The following is a 13,955-nucleotide window of genomic DNA, read 5'->3' on the forward strand; positions in this document are numbered from 1 at the left end:
TACGCCGAGCGCGCGGCCGCGGACTACGCCCTGCTGGGCGAGGAAGGGCCGCAGCGCGATCGGACCGGCGCGTTCGCGCCCGCGGAAACCGACAGCCCAGCAGCCGGTCCCGTCCCCGCCGCGCGGCGCGGCCGCCATCGCAAGGGGACCGCTTCGGGATTCGGTGGTATCTGGGGGATTCTGCGCGATATCGGCCTGGTCACCTTCGGCAAATACGGGCAGTACGTCATCACCCTCGTCACCGTGCCGCTGCTGGCCAGAACGCTCGGACCGCACGGGACCGGCCTGCTGGCGATCGGCATGTCGTCCTATTTCATCGGGTCGTTGCTGGTCGATCTCGGTGTCACCCAATTCCTGGCGGCGCGCGTCCACGAGGAGGGCACCAGCACCGCCGATATCAATCGTTTGCGGGGGACCTATCTCGCTGTGCGCGCCGCCACGCTGACCGTCATCGGCGCGGCGCTGTTGGGCAACCTGGCCGTCGACGCGCATCCGGTTCTGCACATGGTGCTGCTCGGACTGTTCGCCGGTGGGTTCTGGTCGATCTCGGAGGATTGGCTGCTCATCGGGCAGGGCCGGTTCGGCTCCTCCACCATGTATCAGGGCGCGGGCCGCATCGGATATCTCGTCCTGCTGGTCGCCCTGCTGCCGCGATTTCCCCATGCCTCACTGGCGCTGCTGTGCCTGCTGGTCTCCTCGGTGGCGACGGTCGCGCTGACCTGGTGGGATTCCATTCGCACCTACGGCCCGCCCGCGCGCCCGCACTGGATCAGGGCCATCATGCGCATGGCCGCACCGATTTTCACCTCCCGGCTGCTGGTCACCGGCTACGGCCAGGGCTCGGCCGCGGTCTACGGCGCCTTCCTTGCCACCGCCTCCCTGGGCCTCTACTCGGCCGGGGACCGGCTGGTGCGCGCCATTCAATCCACCCTGGACCCCATTGGATTCGCCCTGCTGCCCCGCATGGCCAAGCGCAGCAAGAGCGATCGATTCTGGCGCAATTCCATTCAGGCGCTGGCCATGTGCGTGGGGCTGGCCTGTCTGGCCACGGCCGCAGTCTGGGCGCTGGCGCCGATGCTCGTCCACCTCATCTTCTCCGAGGAGTTCAATGGCGCGATACCGCTGCTGCGCGTCGAAGTGCTCATCCTGCCCGCCACCACCGTCACCTCGTATGTGACGACGGCCATCCTGCCGGTCAAACAGGACACCATCGGCGTTCTCATCGGCGCGATCATCGGGACCTGCATCGCGGCGGTCGCCCTGGTGTGCGCGGTGCGGACCGAATCGGTCTGGGCATTGGTCTACGGCACCGTTTCCGCGGAAATCGGCGTCGCACTGTGGTACATCATCCGAGTACGGTGGCTGATCGTCCGGGAACGGGCGGTGCGCAGCGGGGCGACAGGACCAGCCACCGTGCTGATGCGCAAGGGGGACTTGGCATGAGGATATTGTTCGTCGGCGACGACTGGGTGGGCAGTAACGCGCGCTCGCTCGCCGATGGATTCCGGCAGGCCGGGCACGAGGTGGTGGTCGTCGACACCACCCCGGTCACGCTGCCCGCGCGCCTGTCGCCGCCGTGGGTGTACTCGAAACTCGCCCGGCAGCGCGCGCCCTGGGATGTGCAGGCCGTGCACCGCGATATCGAGGCCGCCGCCGCGGCATTCGCACCGGATGTGCTGTTCGCCTTCAAGGCGGTGCATCTCGATCAGCAGCGGCTGCTGGCCACCCCCGCCGCCCTGCGCGTGCACTACAGCCCCGACGATGTGTCCAATCCGTACAACACCAGTCCGGAGTACTTGGCGCATGAATCGCGGTGGGATCTCATCGTCACCACCAAATGGCACAATGTGCCCGAACTGGCGGCGCGCGGCGCGCGGTCCGTGAAATTCGTTCGTAGCGCTTACGATCCGGCCTGGCATCGGCCCTGCGCGCGCCGGGGCGCGCGGCGGTTCCTGGTCGGTTTCATCGGCGCGGTCCGGCCCGATCGTCAAGACCTCTTGGTTTCCCTGGCGCGCGACTTCCACGGCGATATGCTGCTGCGCGGTCCGGGCTGGCGGCGGGTGCGCCCGCTGTGGGGCACCGGCGCGGATATCGGCGGGCCGGTGTACGGCGAGCATTTCTCCGCCGCTGTCGCCGCCGTGACCGCCAATCTGGTGCTGCTGAATTCGGACAATCGCGATACCCACACCTGCCGCACCTTCGAAATACCCGCCGCCGGTGGTCTTTTCGTCGGCGAACGCACCGACGAGCACGCCGAGCTGCTGCAGGACGACACCGAATGCTTCCTGTTCTCCGGACCCACCGAGCTGCGCGAGATTCTCGACCGGTGCGCCCGCTATCCGGAGCAGGTCGCCAAGATCGCCGAGGCGGGACATCGGCGGATCCTCGCCGACGGGCATCGCTATGTCGATCGGGCCCGCGAAATCATCGACGCCCTGGGATGAGCGGGTCAGGCCCGGAGGCGGCAGCTTGCGTAACCACGCAGGGCCCCCGCTCATTCCGAGATAGATACAGCATGACTCGTAACGACAACGGACTGGACGCGGACATACGAGTGATGGAGGACAGCTGATGGCCCCCGCACACTCCGAGGTTCTGCTCGTCGCCGGTGCGCTGGCGACGATCCTCGCCGCTGCGCTGTTTGTGCCCGGTGTGGTGCGCATCTTCCTGATCGCGCAGACCGGGTACTGGTCGCTGTCGTATGTGGCCCGACCGGTGGTGCTGCTGTGGACCGAGCCCGAACCGCACTACGGCGACAATGTGCCCGATCCGCGGCTCGCGCAATTCGGCTACGACGACAGCATCGCCATGGTGCTCCGGCCCGTGGTCTTCGGCCTGTGGTTCTATGCCGCGCTGGTCGTCGCCTATACGGTGTGGACGCGCATGCGCGCGAGGCGGCATCCGGAGACCGTGTGGTGCACAGCGCCTTTCGCCGGTGATCCGGTATTCGTGCAGACGCTCTTCGTGCTCTACGGCCTCGGCACGCTGGGGCGGCTGGCCGCCTTCGCGACGGGCAATACCGGCACCGCGGGCGAGCTGGAGAGCCCGAACCCGATGATCAACCTCATCACCATTCTGGCCACGCTCGGCGCGGTCGGGCTGATCGTGTTCTTCCGCAGCCCGAACGGGCGCACCACCGCGCTGGTACTCGGCGCGATCGTCTGCGGTGAACTGCTGTGGACGGCCCTCGTGCAGTCCAAGACGCCCATTATGGGCGCGGCGCTGGCCATTGCCGTCCGCTTCGCCATGACCGGCTGGACCCGCGCGAAAGTGGGCGGGGTGCTGTCGATCTCGGTGCTGGCGGTCATCGGTTTCGGCTGGCTGCAATCGTTCAAGACCACCGCGGCCGCCAAGGCCGAGGCCGCGCAGGTCGACGCGCAGTATCCGGAGACGGTGCAGCCCTTCCTGTCACTGCTGCGCCGATTCGATCTGCTCGAGGCGGCCACCGACGCCTGGTTCGCCGGACCGCATTCCTGGCTGACGCCGGGCGAGGTGGCGCGCCACGCCCTGGAGAGCCTCATTCCGACACAGCTGCTGGGCGCGGAGAAATTCCGGTCCGGCGCGGCCTGGGCGGTGGAGGTCCGCGGCGGCTCGGTCGACATGTCGACGGTGTCGGTCTCGCTGGCCGAGGGCAATATCAACGAAGGCTATGTGCTGGGCGGCTATCTCGGCGTGGCGCTGGGCGTGACGCTGACCTTCGTGCTCGTGCTCCTCTGGGCGCGCGCCCTCTACAGTCGCTCCCTGGCCCTGGCCGTGCTCGGTCTGGCCCTGATCGAGGTGCCGGTGCTGTTCGAGCGCGGCCTGCTCGGCACCGTCGAAACACTCGGCAAATACCTGCAGGCCGTGGTGCTGGCCTGGCTCACCTATCTCGTCGTCGGGGAATATCGCAGGCGGGTGGACGAACTATCGGGCGCGCCCCGGCGGCCCGATTCGGCTCGACTATCCGGGGAAACGAGGACAGCGCAATGGGTTTGATCGATTACTGGCATCTGCTGCGGCGGCGGTGGCCGATCATCGTGGCCGGAGTCGTACTCTGTGTCGCGGCGGCGGCCGGGTATGCGCGAACGCTGCCCACCACCTACACCGCATCCAGTTCGGTGTACGTGTCCATGGCGACCGGCACCTCGGTGAACGACTCCTATCAGGGCGGGCTCGCCGCGCAGCAGCGGGTGCGCTCGTATGTCGATCTGGCGACCAGTGTGACCGTGGCGCAATTCGTGAAAGATCAACTCGGACTGACCATTTCGGTGGACGAGCTACGCGGGAAGATCACCGCCGCCTCACCACCGGCCACCACCATCATCGTGGTGACGGCCACCGATGCCACCGCCGACGGGGCGCGCATACTGGCCGACGAGGTGGTCTCACAATTCCGCGCGCTGGTGTCGCGACTGGAGGCCATACAGGCCGGAGCCGCGCCCGCCGCACGCGCGGAGGTGATCGACAAGGCGAGGACTCCCCAGCAGCCGACCGCGCCGCAGACGAAGCGGATCTACCTGCTGGGCATGCTGGCCGGGCTCGCGCTGGGGGTGGGGGCGGCCTTCGTGCGCGACCGGCTCGACAAGCGACTACGCACCTCCAATGATCTCGAGGCCATTCTGCCGGTGCCCATTCTCGGCATCATCGATGACGGACGGCCCAATGCCGCGGGCGAACTGCGCCGATTGCGCACCCGCCTGACCGCCGATCCCGACCGGACCACGGTCCTGCTCACCTCGCTGTCACAGCGCTCCGAACCCGATGTGGCCATCGGGCTGGCGCGCACCTTCGCCGATACCGGCGCGCGGGTGGTGCTGGTCGACGCCGATACCACCGGGCACGGGTCCAGCCGATCGGCCGCCGGGGCGGCGACGGGGCTGTCGGAACTGCTGCGCAACAGTGCCTCCGCGGCCGAGGCGGTCTCGACCTGGCCGGAGGTCGGCATCAGCGTACTGCCGCTGGGCGGCATCGATCTGCGCACACCGGATCTGCTCGACTCCGACCGCCTCGGCGACATCATCTCCAAGCTGCGCACCGAATTCGACATCATTCTCGTCGAGGCCGCGCCCGTGACCGCCGCCGCGGACGCCATCGCACTGGCGCGGCGCTGCGATGCCACGGTCGGCGTCATCAAACTCGGAACCACCACCTCCGATCAGGTGCGCGGCGCGCTGGCCACCTTCGGGCACGACAATGACCGGCTCGTCGGCGCGGTGGCATTCTCGCGGCCGCACAAGGGTTTCCGGCACGTGCTGCGCAATCCGCTGACGCTGGTGAAGCGGTGACGGAAGACGACGGCGGTAAGCCCGACGCGGTGCGCCGACGGCGGCTGCTGGCCGCCGGTCTCGGCGCGGCCGCCCTGGTGCCGTTCGCGGCGGCCTGCGGCAGCGCGGATCCGGCGCCGGGCGACGGCTTCCGCTCGCCGGACGTCTCCGATCAACCCGCGGCACGCAATGTCAAGGACTTCGGCGCGGTCGGCGACGGAAACACCGATGACACAGCGGCTTTCGCGAAGGCGGCGGCCGTCGACGGCGACCGGTCGCTGGTGCTCTACATTCCGGCCGGGCACTATCTGCTGAAGAGTTTCCCGGCGCTCGACGACTTCGCCACCGTGCTCGGCGACGGCGCCGATATCACCACCATCTACTACGACGGGGACGACACCCTCATCGCGTTGCAGCGCAAACAGCGGGTTCGGTTCTCCCGCATGGGTTTCTACCTGACCGGCGCGCGTGCCACGGCCATGCGGCTGTCGGAGTGCTTCCGGTGCTCGCTCGACGCGGTGGTGCTGCGCGGCAACCACCTGAGCGAGAACGCGCCGCGGTATCACGAGCAGCGCGGGCTGGTGCTGGACGAGAACACCGGCGGCACCGCCGTGCTCAACAGCGATATCAACAACTTCGGCTACGGCATCGTCACCTCCTGCATCCAGAACTATGTGACCAGCTCCAAACTGACCAACAATCGGATCAGCGTGCTGGGCGCCGGGAGCGATCACAATGCCGGATTGGCCTTGACCAATGTCGAATTCGTCTCCGACTCCGACCCGCGCACCACCGACCGGCACATCAGCATCGACGGGGCCGCCAACGACTGGTGGCTGACCAATGTGTGGTTCGAGGGCGCGGACACCGCCATCTCCGTCGGTGCGCCGGGCGGCGGGCCCGCGCAATTCGGCATGGTCAACTGCAAGGTGGCGGCCCGCAAGGTGTGCCTGGATCTGATCTACTGCCGCCAGCCGTATCTGGCGAACGTGCAATTCGATCCGGATCTGAACACTCCGCCGGTCAAGATCCGTATCGATGCGGCGGGGACGCCGGAGGGCACGGCCATCAATATCATCTCCGGGTCCTACGAGGATGTGGATCCGCGCGCGTTTCCCGATGGCTGGCATGTCATCGGGCGCGGGCGGATACACGGGGCGCGGTTCGCCGGAACCATGGAAGTCCAGGCCGGGCGCACCGAGACCGACATCTTCCAGGCCCAGGATCGCGACGGGGGCATCGTCTCCGCCGTACTGCCCAGTGGCGCATACCTATCCGAACGCAGCGAAGGGGGAATCGTGTTACGGGATTCGGCGGGAACCTATTGGCGGCTGTCGGTGGACACCGACGGATCGGTCAAGACCTCGTCGCTGGGCAAGCAGCGACCGCGGTCGTGACCGCCCGGCTCGAGCGGGTGCGGCTGGGGCCGGTGCAGTTGCACGGATGCACCGTGGTGCTGCGGCCGCCGCGCTTCGCCGATCATGCGGCCTGGCGGGCCCTGCGATTGCGGGATCGGGCCTTCATCGAACCGTTCTGGCTGTCCTCGCCCTTGAATTGGGAACAGCGGCACACCAAACGGGCCTGGGTGCGGGAATGCCTGGAGGCGGCGGCCGAGGCGCGCGGCGGGCGGCGGCTGGCCACCGTCATCGAGATCGACGGGCTCTTCGCCGGGCAGGTGGAGATCGGCGGCATCGATGCGCGGGCGCGGCATGCCGAAATGGGGATCTGGATCGATTCGCACCTGGCGCGGCACGGATTCGGCGGGGTGGCGGCGGCGCTGCTGCTCGACTTCGGATTCGATGTGCTGGGGCTGGAGCGGATCGTGGCGCCCGTATCACCGGCGAATGTGGCCGCCGCGCACGGCGCCGCGCAGGTCGGCTATGTGCGGGAGGCGCGCATGGCGCAGCACTTCGATGTGGGCGGGGCGCGCTCGGATCACGATCTGTGGGCGGCGACGCGCGACGATATCCCGCCCAAGGGATTCACCGAGCGGTGGATCGAGCATGTGCTGGCGCGGCGCAACGGACCGGTCGAACAGAGCATGCCGACCTGCGGCGGAATGCCCGGCGCGGCAGCCATCCTGCTCGTCGAGGCGCGGTTCCGCGCCGGGGAGGCCAGGCGGTTCCTGCGCACCGTACTGCCCGCCCGGCCCGTCCGGCTCCGGGTGCCCGGCGGGCCGGGCGCCATCCTGCGCACGCTGCGGCCCGGCGATGCCGCGGGCTGGCGGGCCGCCCGGAGTAACGCGCGGGCCCTCGGCGCCGAATCATCCAGTGGCACTTGGTAGCGGGAATACGCCCGGCACGCAGCGGGAGTGCGCGCACCGCGGGGCCTGCTGCTCGTCATCGACGTCGGCGGCGCCTATGCCGGGGAAGCCCGGCTGTTCGACCTCGGTATGTTCGACCACAATGCCCGGGTGCACATCTGGGCCGATCCCGCCCACGTCGACGACGCGGTCCGTGCGGCGGCCCTGCGAGCCCTGCTGAACCACGCGTTCGACCGGCTCGGACTGATTCGCGTGACCACCGAAATCGATTCCGCCGATACCGCATCGGCGGCCGTCGCCGCCCGGGCGGGGCTGCTGAAAGAAGGAACCATGCGCAATTTCCGCGGCCCCACCGGTCACCGCGGCGACCACGACCTCTGGGCGATCACCGCCGGAGGATTCCGTGGCGCGTGATTTCACCCGCAGCAACGAGCTGCAGGCCCGGCTGCACGAGCTGGTGCCCGGCGGCGCGCACACCTATGCGCGCGGCGCCGATCAGTATCCGGAGTCCATGACGCCGATCCTGGTGCGCGGCAAGGGCGCTCATGTCTGGGATTGCGACGGCAACGAATACGTCGAGTACGGCACGGGGCTGCGGTCGGTGACCCTCGGCCACGGCTACGAGCCGGTGGTCGAGGCCGTGCGGCGGACCATCGGCGACGGGGTCAACTTCTCGCGGCCCACCGAGCTGGAAGTGCTCGCCGCGCAGGATTTCCTGAGCCTGGTGCCGGGCGCGGATATGGTGAAGTTCGCCAAGAACGGCTCGGACGCCACCACCGCCGCGGTGCGGCTGGCGCGGGCGGTGACCGGGCGGGAGACGGTTGCGATCTGTGATCAGCCGTTCTTCTCCGTCGACGACTGGTTCATCGGCACCACCGCCATGAATGCGGGCGTTCCGGCCGTGCCGACGGTGAAGTTCGGGTTCAACGATCTGGATTCGCTGGCGGCGGTGCTGGCGGCGCACGAGATCGCCTGCGTGATCCTGGAACAGGCCACCTCACTCGCCGAACCCGCGCCGGGATTCCTGGAAGGCGTGCGCGCCTTGTGCGACCGGCACGGCGCGCTGCTCGTCTTCGACGAAATGATCACCGGGTTCCGCTGGTCGGTCGGCGGCGGTCAGCAGCTCTACGGGGTCCGGCCCGACCTGTCCTGCTGGGGTAAGGCCATGGGCAATGGCTTTCCCATCTCCGCGCTCGCGGGTAAGCGCGAATACATGGAGCTGGGCGGGCTGCGCACCAGCGCCGATCGCGTCTTCCTGCTCTCCACCACGCACGGCCCGGAAACCGGTGCGCTGGCGGCCTTCCGCGCGGTGGTCCACGCGTATCGCAGCACCGATCCCATCGCCCGGATGGAGCAGGCCGGGCGCCGATTAGCCGACGGCGTGAATGCCGCGGCCGCCGAACTCGGCATCGCCGACCACCTCCACGTCGCCGGGCGGCCCTCCTGCCTGGTCTTCCACACCAAGGACGCGGACGGCAATCCCTCCCAGCCCTACCGCACCCTGTTCCTCCAGGAACTGCTGCACCGCGGCGTTCTCGGCCAATCCTTCGTGGTCTCGGCCGCACACACCGACGCCGATATCGACCTCACCATCGAGGCGTGCCGCGAGGCCGCCGCCGTCTACCGCACGGCCATCGACAACCGGAGCGTCGCGGGACTTCTCGCGGGCCGCCCGGTCGCCCCCGCCCTGCGCCGCACCGCCGCACCCCGCCACCTCGACGACCGCGGCGACGGCTGAACAGGAGAACCCGATGGACGCGCCCCGCGTAGCGATCGTGCACGAGCGCTTCACCGAATACGGCGGCTCCGAAGCCGTCGTCGCCGAATTCCTCAAGACCTGGCCCGGATCCCGGGTCTTCGCCCCGATCGTCGACGAGGACTGCACCCGTACACTTTTCGACGCGGCACGCCGTGCGGACGGGATGCGGGCCGACGATTCCGCCGGGGTCCATGACACCTGGTTGTCACGGGCCTACGCGGTGACGGGCCGACGCTCGCACGCCCCGCTGCTGCCGTTCGCGCCCAAGGCATTTCGCGGTCTGCCATTGCGCGACTTCGATGCGGTGGTGGTGAGTCATCACGCGTTCGCCACACAGGCCGCGCTGGCGACCACCGCGCCCGTGATCGCCTATGTGCACAGTCCCGCACGGTGGGCCTGGGACAGCGCCTTTCGCGCCCGCGAGGCCGGGGGGCGGGCCGGGCAGCTCGCACTCACCGTGCTGGGTGCGCTGGCGCGCCGGAGCGAACTGCGCGCGGCGTCGCATCTGACCCATGTGGTCGCCAACTCCCAGGCGGTGGCCGATCGGGTGCGCGAGTGGTGAGGCATACCGGCCTCGGTGGTGAATCCGCCTGTGCGCGTTGGCCTTTTCTCCCCCGATCCGGCGCTGCCCCGCGAGGACTTCTTCCTGTTCGCCGGGCGGTTGGTGCCCTACAAGCGGCCCGATCTGGCCATCCGCGCGGCGCGGCAAGCCGGTGTGCGGCTGGTCGTGCTCGGCGACGGGCGGTATCGCCGTCAGCTCGAAGCCCTGGCCGGTCCGGAAACGACCTTTCTGGGCGGGGCCTCCGATGCCGTCCTGCTCGATATGTACCGGCGCTGCCGGGCTCTGCTCATGCCGGGGATCGAGGACTTCGGCATTGTTCCCGTCGAGGCCATGGCCTGTGGCACGCCGGTGCTGGCGGTCGGTGCGGGCGGTGCGCTCGATACCGTCGTGCCCGGCCTGTCGGGTGAGCACATTCCGCATGGAACCGACGAGTCGGTAGTTTCTGGATTCGCCCGCGTCATGCGCGATTTCGATCCAGCGGTCTACGACCCGGATTCCATCCGCAAACACGCCACCACCTTCTCCCCGGAGGAATTCCGCAGCCGTATTGCGGAACTTGTGTCGCAATTCAGCCGCTGACCGACTATTCATGGATTGCGAGGCGATCCATGAACAGAGCGGGTGATCAGTGGCTGAATCCGGTAGCGCGACCGGCGCTCTCATAACCGGCGGCGCGGGCGACATCGGCGGCGCGGTCGCGCGCCGCCTGGTCGCGGCCGACCGCGCCGTCGTCATTGCCGATGTCGACCTGGAATCGGCCGCGCGGCTGGCCGCCGACCTCGGCCCGAAAGCCACTGCGCTGCACCTGGATCTCACCGACTCCGGCAGTATCGACGCGGCGGCCGCCGCGGTCGGCGACGGTATCGCCGCCCTGATCCATTGTGCGGGCGCGGCCATTGTCGAACCGTTCGACACCAGCCCCGTCGCGCATTGGGATCTCATGCACCAGGTCAACCTGCGCGGCCCCATGCTGCTGACTCAGCGACTGCTCCCGGCCCTGCGCCGATCCGATGGCGCCCGAATCGTCTTCGTCTCCTCCGACGGCGCCCGCGCGGGCGCTGCGGGCGAAGCCGCCTACGCCGCCTCCAAATCCGGCCTCTTCGGTTTCGCGAAATCCCTGGCCCGCGAAGTGGCCCGGCACGACATCACCGTGAACGTGGTCTGCCCCGGCCCCATCGAAGGCCGCATGGTCGACCGCACCATGCAACACCACCCGGCCAAACTCGCCGCCCTCCAGCAGGCCATCCCCCTCAAACGCCTGGGCCACCCCGACGAAGTCGCCTCCCTGATCACCTGGCTCGCAAGCCCCGAAGCCAGCTACCTCACCGGCCAGCTGATCAGCGTCAGCGGCGGCATAACCATGCACTGAAGGAACGACACCCCATGCCCACCACCCCCATAGTCGACGCCCACCTCCACCTCTGGGACACGGCAACCCACCCCTGGTACACCCCCCGCCTCCGCGAATTCCTCACCGCCGCAGGCAAACCCGACCTGGCCGACAACCTCCTCCTCCCCGACTACCTGCGCGCCGCGGCCCCCACGGAATTAGCCGGCCTGGTCCACATCTCCGCCGCCACGGCCCCCCACGCCTACCTAGCCGAAACCCGCTGGATAGACGCCATAGCCACCAAGTCCAACCTCCCCATGGCCATCATCGCCACCGTCGACCCCACCCTCCCCCTCCCCGACCTCCTCGCCCACCTCGAAGAACAGTCCCACTCCCGCCACTTCCGCGGCATCCACGTCTACCAGGGCCTGTCCCCCAACACCGCCGCCGCCGATGCGATAGCGAGCTGGCTCCAAGACCGCGACCTGGTCTTCGACCTGGTAGCCCACCCCGCCACCATGCTCGACTGGATCGACTTCCTCGCGGGCTACCCCACCCTCCGCGTAGTCCTCGAACATCTCGGCCTCCCCCAGGGCACCGACCCCGACAGCCGCACCGCCTGGCACAACGCCCTCTCCCTGGCCGCCAAGGAAACCCCATGGCTCTGCAAACTCTCCGGCCTCGGCATGATCGCCCCCGACCTCACCTGGCCCACCCTCTCCTCCTGCCTCGAACCCGCCCTCAACCTCTGGGGCTGGCGCCGCCTCATGTTCGCCTCCAACATGCCCATAGACACCCTCGCGGGCCCCTACTCCACCCTCCTCACCACCATCGACCACCTCGTAGCCTCCGACGCCACCGACCAGGAAGCCGAATTCTTCTACCGCACCAACGCCACCGAGACCTACGGCCTGTCCCCGGCTCGTATCGACGACCCGGCTAACTAGCCGCCCAGGACAGGAGTTCGTCCACCGGCCAGGTGTTGATGATGCGGTCGGCGGGGATGTCGTTGTCGAGGGCGCGCTGGGCGCCGTAGCCGAGGAAGTCGAGTTGGCCGGGGGCGTGGGCGTCGGTGTCTATGGAGAAGTGGCAGCCGATTTCGGCGGCTAGTTCGAGGAGGCGGGTTGGGGGGTCTCGGCGTTCGGGGCGGGAGTTGATTTCTACAGCGGTGTCGTGGTCTCGGCAGGCGGTGAAGACCTTGTCCGGGTCGAATTCGGATTCGGGGCGGAGGCCGCGGTTGCCTTCGACGAGGCGGCCGGTGCAGTGGCCGAGGATGGTGACTCGGGGGTTGGATATGGCGCGGACCATGCGTCTGGTCATGGCGGGGGAGTCCATTGTGAGTTTGGAGTGGACGCTGGCGACCACGATGTCGAGGCGGTCGAGGAGGGCGGGGTCCTGGTCGAGGGAGCCGTCGTCGAGGATGTCCACTTCGATGCCGGTGAGGATGCGCATGGGGGCGACGTGGTCGCGGAGTTCGTCGATGACGTCGAGTTGGTGGCGGAGGCGGTCGGCGGACAGGCCGTTGGAGACGGTCAGGCGGGGTGAGTGGTCGGTGAGGGCACAGTATTCGTGGCCCAGGGCCTGGGCGGTGGCCATCATCTCGGCGATGGGGGCCGAGCCGTCGGACCAGTTGGAGTGCAGGTGGAGGTCTCCTTTGAGGGCCGATCGGAGCGCACCGCCGCCCAGATCCCGGGCCGCGGACCGTAATTCGACCAGGGTGTCGGGCTCGGCGCCGGACCAGGCCTGGGCGATCACCGCCGCGGTCTTCGGCCCGATACCGGGCAGCGACTGCCAGCCGTTCGACTTTCCCAGCTGTTGCCGCTGCGCGTCGTCGAGCCGTTCGATGATGTCGGCGGCATTGCGGTAGGCCATGACCCGCCGGGAGTCCTCGCGGGCGCGGTCCTTGAAGAACGCAATCTGGCGTAGAGCTACGACAGGATCCATGACTCCAGTGTGCGCCCGGGGCGTCAGGTGGCGATGAGCTCCGAGACCAGGCGGCTGCCGGTGAGTTTGTAGTCGGCGCCGGTCAGCTCGTACATGCTCACGAAACCGTCGAGATCGTCGGAGCCGGTGTCGCCGCGCACGATCCAGCAGTGCGGGACGCCGAGGGTGGCGTAGACGCAGAGTTTGTCGATGGCCTCGCGGACCTGCGCGTCCTGCCAGACGGCCTCGATGACGGCGTGCAGATGCGCGGGAGCGTGGGTGGTGCTGTGTTTGGCGGGGCGATGCTCGGGGCGGAACACCACGCCGTCGGCCACGAAATTGTGGTGACCGGGATCGCCGCGGGCGAAGCCGGTATCGGCGACGTATTGGTCACCGGCCACCTCGTAGCCGTGCGCACGCCAGTACTCGAGGAGATGGAACACGATCCGCGAGTACCAGAACGTGACGGGCATGAGGGTCAGCTCCAATCGACCGGCTCGTAGTTCCCAGGCCCAGCCGCGCGGGACGCGTGGGAGGGCGTCGAATTCGGCGCGGGTGCGCACACCGGTCATCGGAAGGTCCAGCTGTTCGGGCAACGACTCCCTCCTGCGGTACCGGCGCCGACAAGACTGGAACACCATAACCTCAGATTTCCCGGGCAAGGCTTTCACCAGCAGGTTCGGCCGTCGGCGTGGCGATTCGCGAGTCGCCCGACCAGCAGCCCTGCCGGACGCTTGACCAGTAACTGAAGGATTGCCAGATGCGCCCGCCGGTTACACCAAACCTGTTGTTACACACAAAGAATGGGGTAGCTCGATGGTGACCATTCACACACGCTCCAGGGGCCACTCTCGGTTGAAGCCGCAATTGAGGAC

Annotated in this window: 12 protein-coding genes and 1 pseudogene; 11 read left to right on the plus strand and 2 right to left on the minus strand. The window is 68.5% G+C overall.

Going from position 1 to position 13,955, the window contains the following annotated elements:
* Positions 1–168: 168 nt before the first annotated feature.
* The 11 genes and pseudogenes from NC4_RS23745 to NC4_RS23795 all read left to right on the plus strand — a co-directional run bounded on the left by NC4_RS23745 (position 169) and on the right by NC4_RS23795 (position 12,104).
* The gene (locus NC4_RS23745) at positions 169–1,443 is read left to right on the plus strand and encodes a lipopolysaccharide biosynthesis protein (RefSeq protein ID WP_067542662.1); all 1,275 of its coding nucleotides are present in this window, start codon (positions 169–171) and stop codon (positions 1,441–1,443) included.
* Positions 1,440–2,444, plus strand: coding sequence for a CgeB family protein (locus NC4_RS23750; RefSeq protein WP_067542115.1), 1,005 nt, complete (start codon positions 1,440–1,442; stop codon positions 2,442–2,444). The genes NC4_RS23745 and NC4_RS23750 overlap by 4 nt, the downstream gene beginning before the upstream one ends.
* Before the next feature lie 127 nt (positions 2,445–2,571).
* Entirely contained in the window at positions 2,572–3,975 is a 1,404-nt protein-coding gene (locus tag NC4_RS23755; protein WP_067542117.1) for a hypothetical protein, read from the plus strand.
* Positions 3,966–5,264 (plus strand): GNVR domain-containing protein, encoded by a 1,299-nt coding sequence (locus tag NC4_RS23760; protein ID WP_067542120.1) that lies wholly within the window; start codon positions 3,966–3,968, stop codon positions 5,262–5,264. Before NC4_RS23755 ends, NC4_RS23760 begins: the two co-directional genes overlap by 10 nt.
* On the plus strand, positions 5,261–6,640 hold the full coding sequence (locus NC4_RS23765; RefSeq protein ID WP_067542123.1) for a glycosyl hydrolase family 28-related protein: 1,380 nt from the start codon (positions 5,261–5,263) through the stop codon (positions 6,638–6,640). The genes NC4_RS23760 and NC4_RS23765 overlap by 4 nt, the downstream gene beginning before the upstream one ends.
* Positions 6,637–7,527, plus strand: coding sequence for a GNAT family N-acetyltransferase (locus NC4_RS41125; RefSeq protein WP_067542126.1), 891 nt, complete (start codon positions 6,637–6,639; stop codon positions 7,525–7,527). The genes NC4_RS23765 and NC4_RS41125 overlap by 4 nt, the downstream gene beginning before the upstream one ends.
* A gap of 27 nt (positions 7,528–7,554) precedes the next feature.
* Entirely contained in the window at positions 7,555–7,920 is a 366-nt protein-coding gene (locus NC4_RS23775) for a GNAT family N-acetyltransferase (RefSeq protein ID WP_067542129.1), read from the plus strand.
* On the plus strand, positions 7,910–9,244 hold the full coding sequence (locus tag NC4_RS23780) for a glutamate-1-semialdehyde 2,1-aminomutase (protein WP_245721880.1): 1,335 nt from the start codon (positions 7,910–7,912) through the stop codon (positions 9,242–9,244). The genes NC4_RS23775 and NC4_RS23780 overlap by 11 nt, the downstream gene beginning before the upstream one ends.
* A 13-nt stretch (positions 9,245–9,257) precedes the next feature.
* A pseudogene (locus tag NC4_RS23785) lies at positions 9,258–10,406 on the plus strand (glycosyltransferase).
* Between the two features lie 49 nt (positions 10,407–10,455).
* A complete protein-coding gene (locus NC4_RS23790) occupies positions 10,456–11,196 on the plus strand; it encodes an SDR family NAD(P)-dependent oxidoreductase (protein ID WP_067542135.1) in 741 nt (246 codons plus the stop codon).
* A gap of 14 nt (positions 11,197–11,210) precedes the next feature.
* A complete protein-coding gene (locus NC4_RS23795) occupies positions 11,211–12,104 on the plus strand; it encodes an amidohydrolase family protein (protein ID WP_067542137.1) in 894 nt (297 codons plus the stop codon).
* Here NC4_RS23795 and NC4_RS23800 read toward each other — a convergent pair.
* Entirely contained in the window at positions 12,097–13,101 is a 1,005-nt protein-coding gene (locus NC4_RS23800) for a PHP domain-containing protein (RefSeq protein ID WP_067542139.1), read from the minus strand. The two genes, NC4_RS23795 and NC4_RS23800, sit on opposite strands and share 8 nt — an antisense overlap.
* 23 nt (positions 13,102–13,124) lie before the next feature.
* A complete protein-coding gene (locus NC4_RS23805) occupies positions 13,125–13,676 on the minus strand; it encodes a Uma2 family endonuclease (RefSeq protein WP_169814858.1) in 552 nt (183 codons plus the stop codon).
* Positions 13,677–13,955: the final 279 nt, after the last annotated feature.

The organism is Nocardia crassostreae, from assembly GCF_001613405.1.
GTDB classification, from domain to species: domain Bacteria; phylum Actinomycetota; class Actinomycetes; order Mycobacteriales; family Mycobacteriaceae; genus Nocardia; species Nocardia crassostreae.

Coding starts and splice junctions, on each gene's coding strand:
- NC4_RS23755 (WP_067542117.1), top strand. CDS start 2,572: ATGGCCCCCGCACACTCCGAGGTTCTGCTCGTCGCCGGTGCGCTGGCG.
- NC4_RS23795 (WP_067542137.1), top strand. CDS start 11,211: ATGCCCACCACCCCCATAGTCGACGCCCACCTCCACCTCTGGGACACG.
- NC4_RS23750 (WP_067542115.1), top strand. CDS start 1,440: ATGAGGATATTGTTCGTCGGCGACGACTGGGTGGGCAGTAACGCGCGC.
- NC4_RS23800 (WP_067542139.1), bottom strand. CDS start 13,101: ATGGATCCTGTCGTAGCTCTACGCCAGATTGCGTTCTTCAAGGACCGC.
- NC4_RS23760 (WP_067542120.1), top strand. CDS start 3,966: ATGGGTTTGATCGATTACTGGCATCTGCTGCGGCGGCGGTGGCCGATC.